14 protein-coding genes are annotated in these 15,747 nt (G+C 66.1%); 11 read left to right on the forward strand and 3 right to left on the reverse strand.

Going from position 1 to position 15,747, the window contains the following annotated elements:
- Positions 1–8 precede the first annotated feature (8 nt).
- Together U5A57_RS01640 and U5A57_RS01645 are read left to right on the forward strand one after the other, a co-directional pair.
- Positions 9–1,934 (forward strand): sensor histidine kinase, encoded by a 1,926-nt coding sequence (locus tag U5A57_RS01640; protein ID WP_321907573.1) that lies wholly within the window; start codon positions 9–11, stop codon positions 1,932–1,934.
- Between the two features lie 45 nt (positions 1,935–1,979).
- Complete coding sequence (locus U5A57_RS01645; RefSeq protein WP_321907575.1) at positions 1,980–3,329, forward strand: sigma-54 dependent transcriptional regulator; 1,350 nt, start codon at positions 1,980–1,982, stop codon at positions 3,327–3,329.
- 100 nt (positions 3,330–3,429) lie between these two features.
- On the opposite strand, the gene U5A57_RS01650 is transcribed toward U5A57_RS01645, so the two are convergent.
- Positions 3,430–3,915 carry a TlpA family protein disulfide reductase gene (locus U5A57_RS01650; protein ID WP_415765071.1) on the reverse strand — a complete coding sequence of 162 codons (486 nt, stop codon included), beginning with the start codon at positions 3,913–3,915 and terminating at the stop codon, positions 3,430–3,432.
- A 197-nt stretch (positions 3,916–4,112) separates the two neighbouring features.
- Between U5A57_RS01650 and U5A57_RS01655 the strand changes: the two genes are divergently transcribed.
- Complete coding sequence (locus tag U5A57_RS01655) at positions 4,113–4,709, forward strand: hypothetical protein (RefSeq protein ID WP_321907579.1); 597 nt, start codon at positions 4,113–4,115, stop codon at positions 4,707–4,709.
- Positions 4,710–5,130: 421 nt separating this feature from the next.
- Here the strand turns inward: U5A57_RS01655 and U5A57_RS01660 are convergent, their stop codons facing one another.
- Positions 5,131–6,780, reverse strand: coding sequence for a YifB family Mg chelatase-like AAA ATPase (locus U5A57_RS01660; protein WP_321907581.1), 1,650 nt, complete (start codon positions 6,778–6,780; stop codon positions 5,131–5,133).
- A gap of 192 nt (positions 6,781–6,972) precedes the next feature.
- Positions 6,973–7,230: an accessory factor UbiK family protein gene (locus U5A57_RS01665; protein ID WP_028201802.1), complete on the reverse strand. Its 258-nt coding sequence runs from the start codon at positions 7,228–7,230 to the stop codon at positions 6,973–6,975.
- Between the two features lie 64 nt (positions 7,231–7,294).
- Here U5A57_RS01665 and U5A57_RS01670 point away from each other — a divergent pair, with 64 nt between their 5' ends.
- The 8 genes from U5A57_RS01670 (at position 7,295) to ptsP (ending at position 15,718) form a co-directional block, all read left to right on the forward strand.
- Positions 7,295–7,438, forward strand: a complete 144-nt coding sequence (locus tag U5A57_RS01670; protein WP_321907584.1) for a hypothetical protein — start codon at positions 7,295–7,297, stop codon at positions 7,436–7,438.
- A 321-nt stretch (positions 7,439–7,759) separates the two neighbouring features.
- A complete protein-coding gene (locus U5A57_RS01675; protein ID WP_028201804.1) occupies positions 7,760–8,098 on the forward strand; it encodes a P-II family nitrogen regulator in 339 nt (112 codons plus the stop codon).
- Positions 8,099–8,150: 52 nt separating this feature from the next.
- Positions 8,151–9,647, forward strand: a complete 1,497-nt coding sequence (locus tag U5A57_RS01680) for an ammonium transporter (protein WP_321907586.1) — start codon at positions 8,151–8,153, stop codon at positions 9,645–9,647.
- 391 nt (positions 9,648–10,038) lie between these two features.
- Entirely contained in the window at positions 10,039–11,328 is a 1,290-nt protein-coding gene (gene gshA / locus U5A57_RS01685; protein ID WP_321907588.1) for a glutamate--cysteine ligase, read from the forward strand.
- A 101-nt stretch (positions 11,329–11,429) separates the two neighbouring features.
- Positions 11,430–12,383: a glutathione synthase gene (gene gshB / locus U5A57_RS01690; protein ID WP_321907589.1), complete on the forward strand. Its 954-nt coding sequence runs from the start codon at positions 11,430–11,432 to the stop codon at positions 12,381–12,383.
- 431 nt (positions 12,384–12,814) lie between these two features.
- Entirely contained in the window at positions 12,815–13,411 is a 597-nt protein-coding gene (locus U5A57_RS01695) for a PTS sugar transporter subunit IIA (protein WP_321907591.1), read from the forward strand.
- 85 nt (positions 13,412–13,496) lie between these two features.
- On the forward strand, positions 13,497–13,766 hold the full coding sequence (locus U5A57_RS01700; RefSeq protein ID WP_028201809.1) for an HPr family phosphocarrier protein: 270 nt from the start codon (positions 13,497–13,499) through the stop codon (positions 13,764–13,766).
- A 212-nt stretch (positions 13,767–13,978) separates the two neighbouring features.
- Positions 13,979–15,718 (forward strand): phosphoenolpyruvate--protein phosphotransferase, encoded by a 1,740-nt coding sequence (gene ptsP, locus U5A57_RS01705; protein WP_321907594.1) that lies wholly within the window; start codon positions 13,979–13,981, stop codon positions 15,716–15,718.
- Positions 15,719–15,747: the final 29 nt, after the last annotated feature.

Below are 15,747 nucleotides of genomic sequence, written 5' to 3' on the forward strand. Positions count from 1 at the left end.
GCGCGGCCGTGTGCCACAATCTCCCTCATCCCCTTGACCGCCTGGAAGCCGCTCACGTGACGCGCCGCCTCATCATCCTCTTCGCGCTCGCAGCCGGTCTCGTCGCGGTCTGCGCGCTGACGTGGGCGCTCACGTGGCAGGCCGGCATCGACGCGCTGCGCCGCAACGCGGCCGTGCGCGGCGACCGCACCGCGGCTTCGCTCAAGAGCACGCTCGAGCGCTACGACTCGCTGCCCTATATCGTCGGCGAGCATCCGCTCGTGCAGAACGTGCTCGTCGATCCGCGACCCGAGTGGGTGGCCGCCGCGAACCGCTATCTCGAAGACGTGAACCGCCACGCGCGCGCCACGACGACCTACATCATCCGCGCCGACGGCATGAGCATCGCGGCGAGCAACTGGCGCGACCCCGATAGCTTCGTGGGCGTGGATTACCGCTTCCGGCCGTATTTCATCGGCGCGATGCAGGGCGGCGTGGGCCGCTTCTTCGGCATCGGCACGGTCTCGCACGATCCGGGCTACTACGTGTCGCAGCCGGTGCGGCGCGACGGCAAAATCGTCGGCGTGGCCGTGGTGAAGCTCAATCTCGAATGGTTTCCGGGCACCGATGCCTCGGAGCCGCTTCTCGTGACTGACGATCACGGCGTGATCTTTCTCTCCTCGGTGCCCGCGTGGAAGTACCGCACGGTGCGCCCGCTGCCACCGGCTGTCGTGGCCTCGATCGACGCCACGCGCCAGTACGCGAGCGAGCCGATCGCGCCGCTGCCGGCAAGCGTCGAGCGCGTGTTGCCGGGCGACGCCGACATCGTGCGCATGGGTGCGGGCATCCGCGCGCCGCGCTACCTGGAGACGCGCCGCTCGCTTGGCGAGCCCGACTGGCATCTCGTCACCATGTCGTCGATCGACCCGGTGCTCGAAGCCTCGCGCAATGCGACCATCATGACGGGCTTCGGCTATGTCTCGCTGTGCCTCTTTGGCTTTTACTGGCGCATGCGGCGCGCGCGCGTGAAGGAAGTAATGCGCAGCCGCGCGATGCTGCAAAAGGCCTACGCGATGCTCAACGAGCGCGTGGCCGAGCGCACCGCTGATCTCTCGCAGGCGAACGAGCGTCTGCAGAGCGAGGTGGCGGAGCGCACGCGCGCTGAAGGCGTACTGCGCGCGACCCAGGACGAGCTGATCCAGGCGAGCAAGCTCGCGGCGCTCGGCCAGATGGCGGCGGGCATCACGCACGAACTGAACCAGCCGCTTGCGGCGCTGCGCAGCTTCTCGGACAACACGCGTGTGTTTCTCGAGCGCGGCCAGTACGCGGCGGCCACCGAAAACCTGGAGGCGATCGGTGCACTCACCGAGCGCATGGGCAAGATCGTGAACCAGCTCAAGCTGTTCGTCGGACGCGCGCGGCCGAGGAGCGCGCGCGCGCCGGTTGCCCGCGCGCTGCGCAACTCGCTCGCGTTGCTCGGCAAGCGGCTCGACGGCGTGCGCGTGGATCTCACGTTGACGGAAGACGGCGCGCCGCCCGTGCCGCTCGATGTGGACGCCGAGTACCCGGACCTGAGCGCGCAGAGCGACGATTTGCGGCTCGAACAAGTGCTCATTAACGTGCTTGGCAATGCGCTCGACGCCGTGGCGGGGCTGCCCGCGCCGCGCATTGCGATCGACGTTCAGGCGAGCGCGGCGACGCTTGCCATCGCGGTGAGCGACAATGGACCGGGCATTCCCGAGGATGTGTTGCCGCGCCTCTTCGAGCCGTTTTTCACGACGAAGGAAATGGGGCAGGGGCTCGGCCTCGGACTCGCGATTTCCTCGTCGATCGCGCGTGATTGCGGCGGCTCGCTCACGGCGAGCAACGCACCGGAAGGCGGCGCACGCTTCGTGCTGACGCTGCGCCGCGCGCGTGCCGATGCCGCGAGCGCGGCGCGTGCGGCAGGATTGTGATCAAGCGCTCCGAAGCGCGCTTATGAATCAGGATGACGAACGAACATGGTGAACACGACGCCCGGCCGGGTGCTCTACGTTGAGGATGACGAACTCGTGCGCCGCGCGGGCGTGCAGAGCCTGCAGCTCGCGGGCTTCGACGCCGCCGGTTTCGCCAACGCGGAGGGCGCGCTGCCGCTGATCGACGCCGAGTTCGCGGGCGTCGTGGTAAGCGATATCCGCCTGCCGGGCATGAGCGGGCTCGATCTGCTCGCGCAATGCCATGAGCGTGCGCCCGAAGTGCCCATCATCCTCGTGACGGGCCATGGCGATATCTCGATGGCCGTGCAGGCCATGCGCGACGGCGCATACGACTTCATCGAGAAGCCGTTCGCCTCCGAGCGCCTGATCGAAACGGTGCGGCGCGCGCTGGAGCGGCGCCTGCTCGTGCTCGAAAACCTCGCGCTGCGCCGCGAGCTGGCGGGGCAGAACGCGCTCGCGCCGCGCATCATCGGCAAGAGTCCGGCTATCGAACAGGTGCGCAAGCTCATTGCGAACGTCGCGCCCACGGACGCCTCGGTGCTCATCAACGGCGACACCGGCGCGGGCAAGGAGCTGATCGCGCGCAGCCTTCACGAGCTTTCGCCGCGGCATGACAAACCGTTCGTTGCCGTGAACTGCGGCGCGTTGCCCGAGCCGATGTTCGAGTCGGAGATGTTCGGATACGAGGCGGGCGCATTCACCGGGGCGGCCAAGCGCCGGATCGGCAAGCTCGAGCACGCGAGCGGCGGGACGCTCTTTCTCGACGAGATCGAGAGCATGCCGCTTTCGCTGCAGGTGAAGCTGCTGCGCGTGCTGCAGGATGGCGTGCTCGAGCGCCTCGGCTCGAACCAGCCGGTGCGCGCCGACTTGCGCGTGGTCGCGGCGGCCAAGGGCGACATGAGCGAGCACGTCGCGGCGGGCACCTTCCGGCGCGACTTGCTGTACCGGCTCAACGTTGTGACGATCGCGCTGCCGCCGCTCGCCGAACGCCGCGAAGACATCGTGCCGTTGTTCGAACATTTTCTGCTCGACGCGGCGGTGCGCTATCAGCGCAGCGCGCCGCTCCTCACCGAGCGCGACCGCATGCGCCTTGCACAGCGCGACTGGCCCGGCAACGTGCGCGAACTGCGCAACGCAGCGGACCGGCGGGTGCTCGGGATTCCCGACGATCTTTCGGCAGGCGCGGTGGCCGGCGACGACGACGCGCTGCCGCTCAAGGAACGCGTGGAGCAGTACGAACGTGCGCTGATCGCCGACGCGCTTGCGCAGAGCAACGGGGCGGTCGCCCAGGCCGCCGAGCGGCTGCAGATGGCGAAGGCCACGCTGTACGAGAAGATTCGCCGCTATGGGCTGGTGGCGCGCGGCGAGGGTTAGCTCCGGTTCGCGACACGTTGTGCAGCGTGCAGGCGTAAAAAAAAGCAGCGGGGCTTCCGCTGCTTTTTTTTGGTTATTGGCCTACCGGCCTGGCCGCCCTTCAGGTCGCCAGCGCCTTCTGAAGCAGCTGGTCGAGCTCCGCGAACTGCGGTTCGCCCACGTAGCGCTTGAGAATCTTGCCGTCGCGGCCGATCACGAAAGTGGTGGGCGTGAGCTGGACGTTGCCGAACTGCTTCGCGGCCGAGCCGTCGTCCATTGCCACCTTGAACGGCAGCTGACGCGTTTGCGCGTAGTTGGCCACGTACATCGGCGCGTCGTAGTTCATTGCGACCGCCACGAACTCGAGCCCTTCGCCCTTGAAGCGGTTATAGGTCTGGACCATCTTCGGCATTTCCGCCATGCAGGTGGTGCAGCTCGTCGCCCAGAAGTTGACGAGATAGACCTTGCCCTTGAGGTCGTTCGTGGAGACCTTCTGGCCCGACAGAAGCGTGAAGGTGGCGTCGGGCACGCGCTGCTGGCTGCCGAAGAACGCGAAGTAGCCGGCGATGGCGATCGCGACGACGACCACCGCCGCGCCAACGCGCATGAGCACGCCGGAGCGCGATTTCGAAGAATTCGGGGATGCAGCGGTCATGAGCCTTGCCTCGTGCGCCGAAAGACGCGGGTGTTAAGCCAAAACATTGTAGCGCCGAATTTCCCGGCATAGCGGTTACGCGACAACATCCGGGTATGCGCCGGCGGATAATGTCGCGCACCTTTCACTCCCGTGACAAACCGCGCCCCATGGTCCTGGATATCCTTCGCCGTGCCCGCCTCCCGTTGAACCCGTCGCTGCGCGCTATCGTCGCTGCCCGCGTGGCGGTGCTGGGCCTGCTTGCCACGGCGTTCGCGCTGGCTGCGTGCTCGCCCACCTACGACTGGCGCACGATTTCGAACGACGCGAGCGGCTACTCGATCGACCTGCCGGCCAAGCCGGACAAGGACGAGCGCCGCATCGACGTGAATGGCACGCCGATGCGCATGCGCGTTCAGACGGCCGAAGTCGCCGGCGACGTGTTCGTCATCGGCACGCTCGATCTGCCCGACGCGCAGCCCGCGACGCAGCAAAAGGCGCTCGACTTCCTGCGCGCAGGCCTCGCGCGCAACGTGGGCGCGCCGCCCGACGCGCGCGCAGTGGCGGTGCCGCTTGCAACGGGCGGCTCGATCGAAGGCGTGGAAATGCACATGGCCGGCAAGGCGGGCGCCAACGGCGAGTCGCGCACGATCCACGCGCGGCTCGTCGCGAAGGGCGCACGGGCCTATCAGGTGGCGATTGTCGGTCGCACCGAGCCGCCGGTCGAGCAGGTCGACCAATTCTTCGGATCTTTCAAGCTGTACTGAGATTCGGGACTCCGCAGCACAGCTTGTGAAGCGATGTTTGGGTCTCGCTGCGGTGGGCGTTTGGCGGTCGAAGTGAATGTTGCGCAGCAGGTAAACACGCTAATTATCGGATTTGATTGAGGGTTTACCGGTTACCCACAGGAGCTGTGGGTAACTTTGTGGAAAACAACGCCGCGTTGGCCGGAAAGGGCCGTCCTGTGGGCTTTCTGTTAGTTTTGGCCGCTTTTCTGTAAATCCAGAAAATCAGAAGAATCAAGGAGTTATCAAACCAGCCGGCGCGTAATGCGAACCATGAACAAATCCGGGGCAAACACGACGAAGTGTGCATAAGTCAAGTCTTGACTTCGATTTATTGGTGCTATTCACATTCCCGGGCGGCACAAGCTCAGCGGCTTACGCCACCGAAATTGACTGTGCCTCGCTAACGTTCCGCAAACACCCGCCGGTATTGCACGGCCTCTGCCACATGCGCGGCCTCGGGCATGGACGCGCCGGCGAGGTCCGCAATCGTGCGCGCGACCTTGAGCACCCGATAGTGCGCGCGTGCCGACCAGCCGAAGCGCTCGCCCGCTTCGCGCAGCAGCGTTTCACCTGCAGCGTCCGGCTGGCAGACCGCGTCGGTCTCGCGGCCGGTCAATTCGCGATTGGTTTTGCCCTGACGCGCCAACTGCCGCTCGCGCGCCGCCTGCACGCGAGCGGCGATCGCGGCGCTCGGTTCGGCACGCGTGCTGGCGCGAGCGGCCAGTTCGGCGGGCGGCAGCGCGGGAATCTCGATCTGGATGTCGATGCGGTCCAGCAGCGGTCCCGAGAGCTTGCGCAAATAGCGCGCGGCGCTTTCGGGCGTGCAGCGGCAGCGCCCTGCGGGGTCGCCGCGCCAGCCGCACGGACAGGGGTTCATCGCGGCAACGAGCTGACACGCAGCGGGAAAGTCGGTTTGCCACGCGGCGCGCGAAATGGTGATCGACCCCACTTCGAGCGGCTCGCGCAGCGTTTCGAGCACGTGGCGGTCGAATTCGGGCAACTCATCGAGGAACAGGACACCTAAATGTGCGAGCGTGATCTCGCCCGGTTGCGGCGGATTGCGCCCGCCGATCAGCGCGGCCGCGCTCGACGAGTGGTGCGGCGCGCGAAACGGCCGCTGCCGCCACTGCTGCGGTGTGAAGCCGATCGCGCTGGCCGAGAGCAGGGCGGCGGAAGCTAGCGCTTCGTCTTCGGTCATGAGGGGCAGGAGTCCGGGCAGGCGCGCGGCGAGCATCGACTTGCCAGCGCCGGGCGGCCCGACCATCAACAGATGATGTCCGCCGGCCGCGGCGACTTCGAGCGCCCGGCGCGCGCCGCGCTGGCCCACCACGTCGGCCATATCGAGGGGCGTGGCGCCGGGGGCGGCGTCGAGGGCGCTCGCACGCACGGGGGCGAGGCGCGCTTCGGGGTCGGCGCCTGCAAGGTGCGCGCAGAGCGAGCGCAGGTCGGCCGCGCCGTACACCGCGACCCCCGGCACGAGCGCCGCTTCGACGGCGTTTTGTGCAGGCAGATAAAGCTCGGGCACGCCTGAGCGCTCGCGCGGCGTAGGCGCGAGAGCGAGCGTTGCTTCGTCGGTCTCAGTATCAGGAATGCGAAGGATCTCGCCCTGGCCGGGCGATGCCGCGTCGTCCACACGCGCTGCGCGCTCCCTGTGTGCGCGGGCGGTGCCGCATGCCATGGCGAACGCACCGCGCATCGGCCGCACGGCGCCCGTGAGCGAAAGCTCGCCCGCGAACTCGCGGTGCGCGAGCGCCGCAGCCGGAAGCTGCCCGCTTGCCGCGAGAATGCCGAGCGCGATTGGCAAATCGAAGCGGCCTGATTCCTTGGGCAAATCAGCCGGCGCGAGGTTGACGGTAATTCGCCTCACCGGGAAATCGAAGCCGCAGTTCGAGAGCGCGGCGCGCACGCGCTCGCGGCTTTCGCGCACTTCGAGATCGGGCAGCCCAACGATGGAAAACGACGGCAGCCCGTTGGCGAGATGGACTTCTACGGTGACTTCGGGCGCGCGGCCAGCAGCCGGCGCGCGGCTGCGCACCACGGCAAGCGACATGGGATTCTCCGGAAGGCTCGCATGCTGGCGTGGCGCGCGCGTTGTACTGACAAACTTCGCGCGCCATGCATGCGCCAGGCTGGTGAGGCGTATGCCCCTTTACGGTTCCATTGCGTTTCACGTACGAATCGCTTGCGGCGGTGCGGCAAGGGTGCTGCACTCAATTGCGCACAGGAATGCGCAACGAAATGATCAGGAGGACTGGCTAGTCACCGGCAGCTTTTGTTCGAGTTCGGCCACGCGGCGCTCGAGTTCTTCGAGGCGTTGGCGCGTGCGCACGAGCACCTGCGTTTGCGCGTCGAATTCCTCGCGCGTGACGAGGTCCAGCTTCGAAAAGCCTTGCGACAACATTGCGCGCACATTGCGCTCGACATCGCGCGCCGGCGAGTTCTTCAGCAGATCGCTCACGCGGGACTGCAGATCATTGAATACGTCGTTTGGTTGCTTCATTCGATTCCCCTTCGCTGCACAAAAAATGTGCAAGTTTTGTTTCGCCTGTGCCCCGCGACGAACCGTGATCGATCTTGGTGCGAACTCGCAGGGCCACGGCCACGTGTGCGCGCAACTGGTGCGCACCGTAGGCCAGTGTGCTTCGCGCGGCGGCGCAGCGGGCCAATTCCAGCCGCTATGCGGCTCCCAGCGCGGCAGCGATGCCTGAGAACACTGTAGCAACGTTCCCCCCGCCACGCCACCGCGCGCGCCTCACGCTGGCCGTTCGGCCAGGGCCTTGCGCGCCGCGCCCCTCAAGGCGCGGACCGGCATTGTCCACGGCTTTGGGCGCGCTTGCATCGAAGTCCATCAGATCGGCGTTGCAGACCGGGTGCAGCATATTGGCACGGGTGTTGCTACTACTGCCCCGCGCACCGAACGACGGTTGGCTCACGGTGCGCCAGCGGGGCGGTTACGCATCATGCGCCGCTCGCAAGGCGCCCGTTGCAGAAGCAAACAAAGGTATGAAGCAAACCACAGCGAGGACTACATGAAACTGATTACAGCAATCATCAAGCCCTTCAAGCTCGATGAGGCGCGCGAAGCCCTCTCGGCAATCGGCGTGTCGGGGATCACGGTGACGGAGGTGAAAGGCTTCGGTCGCCAGAAGGGGCACACCGAGCTGTACCGCGGTGCGGAGTATGTCGTGGACTTTCTGCCGAAGGTGAAGATTGAAGCCGCCGTGGCCGACGACATCGTCGAGCAGGCCATCGAGGCGGTCGAACGCGCGGCCCGCACGGGCAAGATCGGCGACGGCAAGATTTTCGTCACGCCGATCGAACAAGTGATCCGCATCCGCACCGGCGAGACCGGCGCCGACGCACTGTAAAGCCCGCAGTAAGGCCTAAAGAGACCGAGACAAGAGGAAAGAGGAAACCGAGATGCGCAAACTTTTGATGTCCCTGATGATGGCTGGCTCGCTGCTGGCCGGCGGCGTCGGCGCCGCGCTTGCGGACGACGCATCCGCGCCCGCCGCGGCTTCCGCACCGGCGGCCGCCGCTTCGGCGCCCGACGCAACGGCCGCCGCACCGGCTTCGGCGCCTGCCGCCGACGCCGCTTCGGCACCGGCAGCCGCCGCCAGCGCCCCGGCAGACGCATCGGCTGCAGCCGCAGCCGCCGCGCCCGCCGCACCGACCGCGCCGTTCTCGGTCGATTCGTCGAAGATCAATTCGGGCGACACCGCCTGGATGCTGACTTCCACCGCGCTCGTGCTGTTCATGACGATCCCGGGCCTCGCGCTGTTCTACGGCGGCATGGTCCGCAAGAAGAACGTGCTCGCCACGCTCATGCAAAGCTTCGCGATCACCTGCGTGGTCACGGTGATCTGGACGGTGGTGGGCTACTCCATCGCGTTCACGCCGGGCGGCTCGTTCATCGGCGGCTTCTCGCGCATCTTCCTTGAGGGTATGAACTACATCAAGGGCGACAAGGCGACGACGCTCACCGTGAGCCACCTCGCGCCGACCATCCCCGAGACCGTGTACTTCGTCTATCAGATGACGTTCGCGATCATCACGCCGGCGCTGATCACCGGTGCGTTTGCCGATCGCATGAAGTTCTCGGCGATGCTCGTGTTCATGTCGCTGTGGTCGATCATCGTCTACTCGCCGATCGCGCACATGGTCTGGGAACCGACCGGCTGGCTCGCCAGCGCCGGCATCCTCGACTTCGCAGGCGGCACGGTCGTGCACATCAACGCCGGTATCGCGGGTCTGGTGTGCTGCCTCGTGCTCGGCAAGCGGGTTGGCTACGGCCGCGAAGTGATGGCTCCGCACAACCTCACGCTCACGCTGATGGGTGCGGCCATGCTGTGGGTGGGCTGGTTCGGCTTCAACGCGGGTTCGGCAGTCGCGGCTGACGGCCGTGCCGGCTTCGCGATGCTCACGACGCAAATCGCTACCGCCTGCGCAGCACTCGGCTGGATGTTTGCGGAGTGGATCGCCAAGGGCAAGCCTTCGGTGCTCGGCATCGCTTCGGGCGCAGTGGCAGGTCTCGTGGCAGTTACGCCGGCATCGGGCTTCGTCGGTGTGCTCGGCGCGATCGTGATCGGTGTGGTGGCGGGCGTGGTCTGCTTCTGGTCGGCTACGTGGCTCAAGGGCAAGCTCGGCTACGACGATTCGCTCGACGCATTCGGCGTGCACGGCATCGGCGGCATCATCGGTGCGATTCTGACCGGCGTGTTTGCGGTGAAGGACATCGGCGGCGCGGATGGCAGCATCGTCCTGCAGATCAAGGGCGTGCTCACGACCCTCATCTACAGCGGCGTGGTGAGCTTCATCCTGCTGAAGGTGATCGACATGGTCATGGGCCTGCGCGTTTCGGAAGAAGACGAGCGCGAAGGTCTGGATGTGGTTCTGCATGGCGAGCGCGTGGAATAAACGCGCCGTTCTCGACGGTTTGATCTAGCAGGGCAGCAAGCAGCGACCTGGGCCCGCCTTTTCGGCGGGCCCTTTTCTTTTTGGGGCTGTGTTGGGGCCGGAGTGGGCCCGCGCGCAGGTCGACGCGCAAGGGAATAAGCGTCCCGCCCGCGCGTTCGCATAGTGCCCCTTCAATCCGTGTGCCCAATTGCGCCGGGCGGCGCGGGCGGTCCAGAATGGATATCCGGCGTGAATATCCGCACGGGCGGAACCGGCAATTGACCCTCCTGCACTGAAGGGATTTCATGACGGAATTCATGAGGGCAAATCCGTCTTGCAACTGGCGCAATCGTCCCCAGATAACCGACCGGTTTCCCTACAATCAAAGCATTTTGTCTGCGAGTCACCCCTTATGGTCCCGCATCTGGTTACGGCGTTGAATGGCCCGCTCCTCGAGCTGGAGCAGCGCATCCTCGACGCGACGCCGGCCATCGAGCGCTGGTTCCGCCTCGAATGGCAGGAGCACACGCCGCCGTTCTACGCTTCGGTCGACCTGCGCAACGCCGGCTTCAAGCTCGCGCCCGTCGACACCAACCTGTTTCCCGGCGCCTTCCACTGCTTGCCGCAGGAAGTGCTGCCGCTCGCCGTGCAGGCGGCCATGGCCGCCATCGAAAAGATCTGCCCGGACGCCAAGAACCTGCTCGTGATTCCGGAGATGCACACGCGCAACGCGTTCTATCTGGAGAATGTCGCGCGCCTCGCCACGATCATGCGCCAGGCGGGCCTGAACGTGCGCTTCGGCACGCTCGACGACACCATCGCCGGGCCGGTGACGATTTCGCTCGCGGACGGCCAGAAGATCGTGCTCGAACCGCTCGAGCGTTCGCAGCGGCGCCTCGGTCTGAAGAACTTCGATCCGTGCTCGATCCTGCTGAATAACGATCTTTCCGGCGGCATTCCGCCCGTGCTCGAAAACCTGCACGAGCAGTACGTGCTGCCGCCGCTGCACGCGGGCTGGGCGGTGCGCCGCAAGTCCACGCACTTCTCGTGCTACGACGACGTGGCGAAGAAGTTCGCGAAGATGGTGGGCGTGGACCCGTGGATGATCAATCCGTACTTCGCGCACGTGGAAGGCGTGGACTTCGAGGCGCGCACGGGTGAGGAGCAGCTCGCCACCGCCATCGACGCCGTGCTCAAGAAGATCGCGAAGAAGTATCGCGAGTACGGCATCACCGAAAAGCCCTATGTCGTCATCAAGTCCGACGCCGGCACGGACGGCCGCGGCGTGATGACGGTGCACGACGCCTCGGAGGTCGCCGCACTCACGAAGCGCGAACGTGCGAAGATGTCGGCCACGAAGGACGGGCTCGAAGTGCGCGACGTGATCGTGCAGGAAGGCGTCTACACGTTCGAGCATATCGGCGACGAAGTGGCCGAGCCGGTCGTGTACATGATCGACCGCTACGTGGTGGGCGGCTTCTACCGCGCGCACGGCAGCCGCGAGCGCGACCAGAACCTGAACGCGCCGGGCATGCACTTCGTGCCGCTCGGCTTCGAGCACACGGCGCTGCCCGACACGCGCGCGAAAGCGGGCGCGGCGCCGCCGAACCGCTTCTACATGTACGGCGTGGTGGCGCGGCTCGGTTTGCTGGCGGCGTCGGTCGAGCTGGAGAAGACCGACCCCGAGGCGATCCAGGTCTGACCGGCACCTACACCTCGTCCGTCATTATTCGGACAATTCAACGCAGCGCCCGCCCCGTGCGGGCGTTGCCGTCATGACACCAGGGACAACGCAGGGACGATATGGACATTCTCTTCATCGCCGATCCGCTCGAACGGTTCAAGATCTACAAGGACTCGACCTACGCGATGATGGCCGAGGCCGCGAAGCGCGGCCACACGCTTTTCGCGTGCGAGCCGCAGCACCTCGCATGGGTGAACGGCCAGGTCGAAGCCGATGTGCGGCGCTTCGAGATCGTCGGCGATACGGCGGACCTGCATCGTGAAACGTGGTTCAAGGACTCGCCCGATGCGCGCGCGCTCACGGGCTTCGACGCCGTGATCATGCGCAAGGACCCGCCGTTCGACATGGAGTACGTGACGTCCACATGGCTGCTGGAGATCGCCGAGCGCGCGGGCGCGAAGATCTTCAACAAGCCGCAGTCGATTCGCGATCACTCGGAAAAGCTCGCCATCGGCGAGTTTCCGCAGTTCGTCGCGCCTACGCTCGTCACGCGCAGCGCGGCGCGCCTGCGCAAGTTCCACGAAGAGCATCAGGACGTGATCTTGAAGCCGCTCGACGGCATGGGCGGCATGGGCGTGTTCCGCGTGAAGGCGGACGGCATGAACCTCGGCTCGATCATCGAGATGCTGAGCCATGACGGCGCGCGCAGCGTGATGGCGCAGAAGTTTATCCCCGAGATCAAGGCCGGCGACAAGCGCATTCTGCTGATCGGCGGCGAGCCGGTGCCGTACTCGCTCGCGCGCATTCCTCAGGGCAATGAGGTGCGCGGCAATCTGGCGGCGGGCGGACTGGGCGTCGCGCAGCCGCTCACGGCGCGCGATCTGGAGATCGCGAAAGCGCTCGGCCCGACGCTCGCGGCTCGCGGCCTGCTGCTCGTGGGGCTCGATGCCATCGGCGACTGGCTCACCGAGGTCAACGTCACGAGCCCGACGTGTTTCCGCGAAATCATGGAGCAGACGGGCTTCGACGTGGCCGCCATGTTCATCGACGCGCTGGAGCGTGCGGCGGCCTGAGCTGGGTTTGGCCCCGAAACGTTGGCCGGGGCGCATTTGAAGGCCGCACCTGGAATGCGCACTTGAAAGCCGCATGTATGGCGGCATCTGCCGGCTGTGGGCGTCTTGCAGGGCGGGCGCTCCATCAAGACCTTGGCTGGCGGGCAGTTTCGGACCACGAAAGGTCGCGTACTTGCCTGGCGTTTGTGAATCGCGCGCGACACCTGTCGCCGCTGTGAGCAAAACCGCCTCGCGTGCGCGAAAATGACCCTGCTACAATGCCGCGAGCCCGCGTTCCGGGCTGGCGAGCCTGCGTCGTAAAGCGATCTGGCTGCCGCGCGGCGCGTGTTCCGACCCTGCGAGCCCACGGCTGGCCGCAGGCTCGGCGCTGCAGGACGCGATTGACGAAACGTCCCGGCATCAACTGAGCCGTTTTTTGCAGTCAAGCTGACATGGCAGGGATTCTGATCATTGCGCACGCACCGCTCGCCACCGCGCTACGCGAGTGCATCGCGCATATCTATGGCGGTTGTCCGGCGCGTATCGGCGCGCTCGACGTGCTCCCCGACAGCGACCCGGCTGAAGTGGTCGCCAAAGCCAATTCGGAGATCGAGCGCTTGCGCGAGGATAACGGCGCGCTCGTGTTGACCGACATGTTCGGCGCTACGCCTTCGAACATCGCGGCGCGTCTTGCCACGGTGCCCGAGGTGCGCGTGCTGGCCGGCGTGAATCTGCCGATGCTGGTGCGCGCCGTGTGTTACCGCGCGACGCCGCTCGACACGCTCGTCGAAAAGGCGCTCGCCGGCGCGAGCAAGGGCGTCCAGACGATCGGGCCGACCATGCCGCCCGTTGCGGCCGCGGCGAGCGAATGCGGCTGCCCGCCCGCGCCCTGCGCCGAAGGCGCTGCCGACGCGACCAAGCTCGCCGCAACTCAGCCCCCCAATCAGGCCGCAGGCCAGGGCGCAAGCCAACCGGCCGCGGCAACGCTAGGCGCGGCTTGTACAGGCGGCGTCGCGGCGGGCGTATTGAGGCCGGCAGGCGCCGCCTGAAGCGGCGTCGCGGCACCAAAAGCCAACAACAAGGCACACCGAAAGACCCCAGTCACACTTCCACACACTGCGTCCGGATCGACCTATGCTGCAACAAGAAACGACCATCGTGAATAAACTCGGCCTGCACGCGCGGGCGTCGGCGAAGCTGACGCAGCTCGCAGGCAACTATCAGGCGGAAATCTGGATGAGCCGCAACGGCCGCCGCATCAACGCCAAGAGCATCATGGGGGTCATGATGCTGGCGGCAGGTATCGGCAGCACGGTGATGATCGAAACCGAAGGCCCCGACGAGGCCGACGCCATGAGCGCGCTGCTCAAGCTGATCGCCGACAAGTTTGGTGAAGGTCAGTAAGACGCGCACGGTCGTTGCGCCTTGCTTGAAACGCCGCGGTTTGCCGCGGCGTTTTCATTGGTGCGCCGGGCACTGCAGCACAACGCCGCAGTAAGGCGCGAACAGGTATGCATGGCCACATTTGGCCGCGCCGGAATTTATAATCATCGCCGGGGTCTGAGAGAGCGCATTGCAGCGGTTTGCCGCAGCATCAAATAACAGAGGAGGTGCGCGTGCCGTTCACGCTGCATGGAATTCCCGTATCACGCGGTATTGCCATCGGGCGAGCGTATCTGATCGCCCCGGCTGCGCTCGACGTCGACCACTACCTCATCGAGCCCGCGCAGATCGAAGACGAAATCGTGCGCTTTCGCGCCGCGCTTCAGGCCGTGGAGCTGGAGCTCGACACGCTGCGCGCCGACCTCGCCGCCGACGCCCCTTCCGAAATGGGCGCGTTCATCGGCGTGCACCTCATGATCCTGAACGACGTGATGCTCGTGCAGGAGACCATCGACCTCATCCGCACGCGCCGCTTCAATGTGGAGTGGGCGCTTACCGAACAGCTCGAACGCCTCTCGCGCCACTTCGACGACGTGGAGGACGAGTACCTGCGCGAGCGCAAGGCCGATATCGAACAGGTCGTGGAGCGCGTGCTGAAGTCGCTCGCGGGCGCCATGCCCCCGTCGCTGCACGGCGGCTGCGACGAGATGATCGTCGTCGCGCACGACATCGCGCCTGCCGACATGCTGCAGTTCAAGGGGCAAACCTTCCAGGGCTTCGTGACCGATCTCGGCGGGCGCACCTCGCATACGGCCATTGTCGCGCGCAGTCTGGGCATTCCGGCGGCCGTCGGTATGCAGCAGGCGAGCGCGCTGATCCGTCAGGACGATCTCATCATCGTCGATGGCGATCATGGCGTCGTGATCGTCGATCCCGCACCCATCGTGCTGGAGGAGTACACCTACCGGCAAAGTGAGATGGCGCTCGAGCGGCGCAAGCTCCAGCGCCTGAAGTTCTCGCCCACGCAAACGCTGTGCGGCGCGAAGATCCAGCTCTACGCGAACATCGAGCTGCCCGACGACGCGCAGGCCGCGCTCGACTCCGGCGCGACGGGCGTGGGTCTCTTTCGCACCGAGTTCCTGTTCATGAATCACAAGGACCACTTGCCGGAGGAGGACGAGCAGTTCGCGGCCTACCGCCGCGCGGTGGAGCTCATGAACGGGCTGCCCGTGACGATCCGTACGATCGACGTGGGTGCGGACAAGCCGCTCGACGCCATGAGCGGCAGCGACGGCTTTGAGACGGCGGCGAACCCCGCGCTCGGCCTGCGTGCGATTCGCTGGAGCCTTTCCGAGCCGCAGATGTTCCTCACGCAGTTGCGTGCGATCCTGCGCGCCTCGGCGTTCGGTTCGGTCAAGATCCTGATTCCGATGCTCGCGCACGCGCAGCAGATCGATCAGACGCTCGACCTGATCCGCGAGGCGAAGCGCCAGCTCGACGACGCCGGTTTCGCCTACGACCCCAACATCCAGATCGGCGCGATGATCGAGATCCCGGCGGCGGCGCTCGCGCTGCCGATGTTCCTGCGCCGTCTCGACTTCCTCTCGATCGGCACCAACGACCTGATCCAGTACGCGCTCGCCATTGACCGGGCCGACAACGCGGTGGCCGAGCTGTACGATCCGCTGCATCCGGCCGTGCTGCAGCTGATCGCCCATACGCTGCGCGAGGCGAAGCGCGCAGGGGTGCCGGTTTCGGTGTGCGGGGAAATGGCGGGTGACCCGGCGTTTACGCGCTTGCTGCTCGGCATGGGGCTCACCGAGTTTTCGATGCATCCGAGCCAGTTGCTCGTGGTGAAGCAGGAGATCCTGCGCTCGCAGCTCAAGGCGCTGGAAAAGCCGGTGTCGGAAGTGCTGGCCGCTTACGAGCCCGAGGAGTTGCAGGCGGCGCTGCAGCGTGTGGCGCAAGCCTGAACCTCTCCATGCGCACACACGCGCAAATG

It is taken from the genome of Paraburkholderia sp. J11-2 (assembly GCF_905220185.1).
GTDB lineage: Bacteria > Pseudomonadota > Gammaproteobacteria > Burkholderiales > Burkholderiaceae > Paraburkholderia.

Bases quoted from the DNA above. Each gene is read 5' to 3' on its own strand.
- U5A57_RS01645 (WP_321907575.1), top strand. From the start codon at position 1,980: ATGGTGAACACGACGCCCGGCCGGGTGCTCTACGTTGAGGATGACGAA.
- U5A57_RS01650 (WP_415765071.1), bottom strand. From the start codon at position 3,915: ATGCGCGTTGGCGCGGCGGTGGTCGTCGTCGCGATCGCCATCGCCGGC.
- U5A57_RS01655 (WP_321907579.1), top strand. From the start codon at position 4,113: ATGGTCCTGGATATCCTTCGCCGTGCCCGCCTCCCGTTGAACCCGTCG.
- U5A57_RS01660 (WP_321907581.1), bottom strand. From the start codon at position 6,780: ATGTCGCTTGCCGTGGTGCGCAGCCGCGCGCCGGCTGCTGGCCGCGCG.
- U5A57_RS01665 (WP_028201802.1), bottom strand. From the start codon at position 7,230: ATGAAGCAACCAAACGACGTATTCAATGATCTGCAGTCCCGCGTGAGC.
- U5A57_RS01675 (WP_028201804.1), top strand. From the start codon at position 7,760: ATGAAACTGATTACAGCAATCATCAAGCCCTTCAAGCTCGATGAGGCG.
- U5A57_RS01680 (WP_321907586.1), top strand. From the start codon at position 8,151: ATGCGCAAACTTTTGATGTCCCTGATGATGGCTGGCTCGCTGCTGGCC.
- gshA (WP_321907588.1), top strand. From the start codon at position 10,039: ATGGTCCCGCATCTGGTTACGGCGTTGAATGGCCCGCTCCTCGAGCTG.
- gshB (WP_321907589.1), top strand. From the start codon at position 11,430: ATGGACATTCTCTTCATCGCCGATCCGCTCGAACGGTTCAAGATCTAC.
- U5A57_RS01695 (WP_321907591.1), top strand. From the start codon at position 12,815: ATGGCAGGGATTCTGATCATTGCGCACGCACCGCTCGCCACCGCGCTA.
- U5A57_RS01700 (WP_028201809.1), top strand. From the start codon at position 13,497: ATGCTGCAACAAGAAACGACCATCGTGAATAAACTCGGCCTGCACGCG.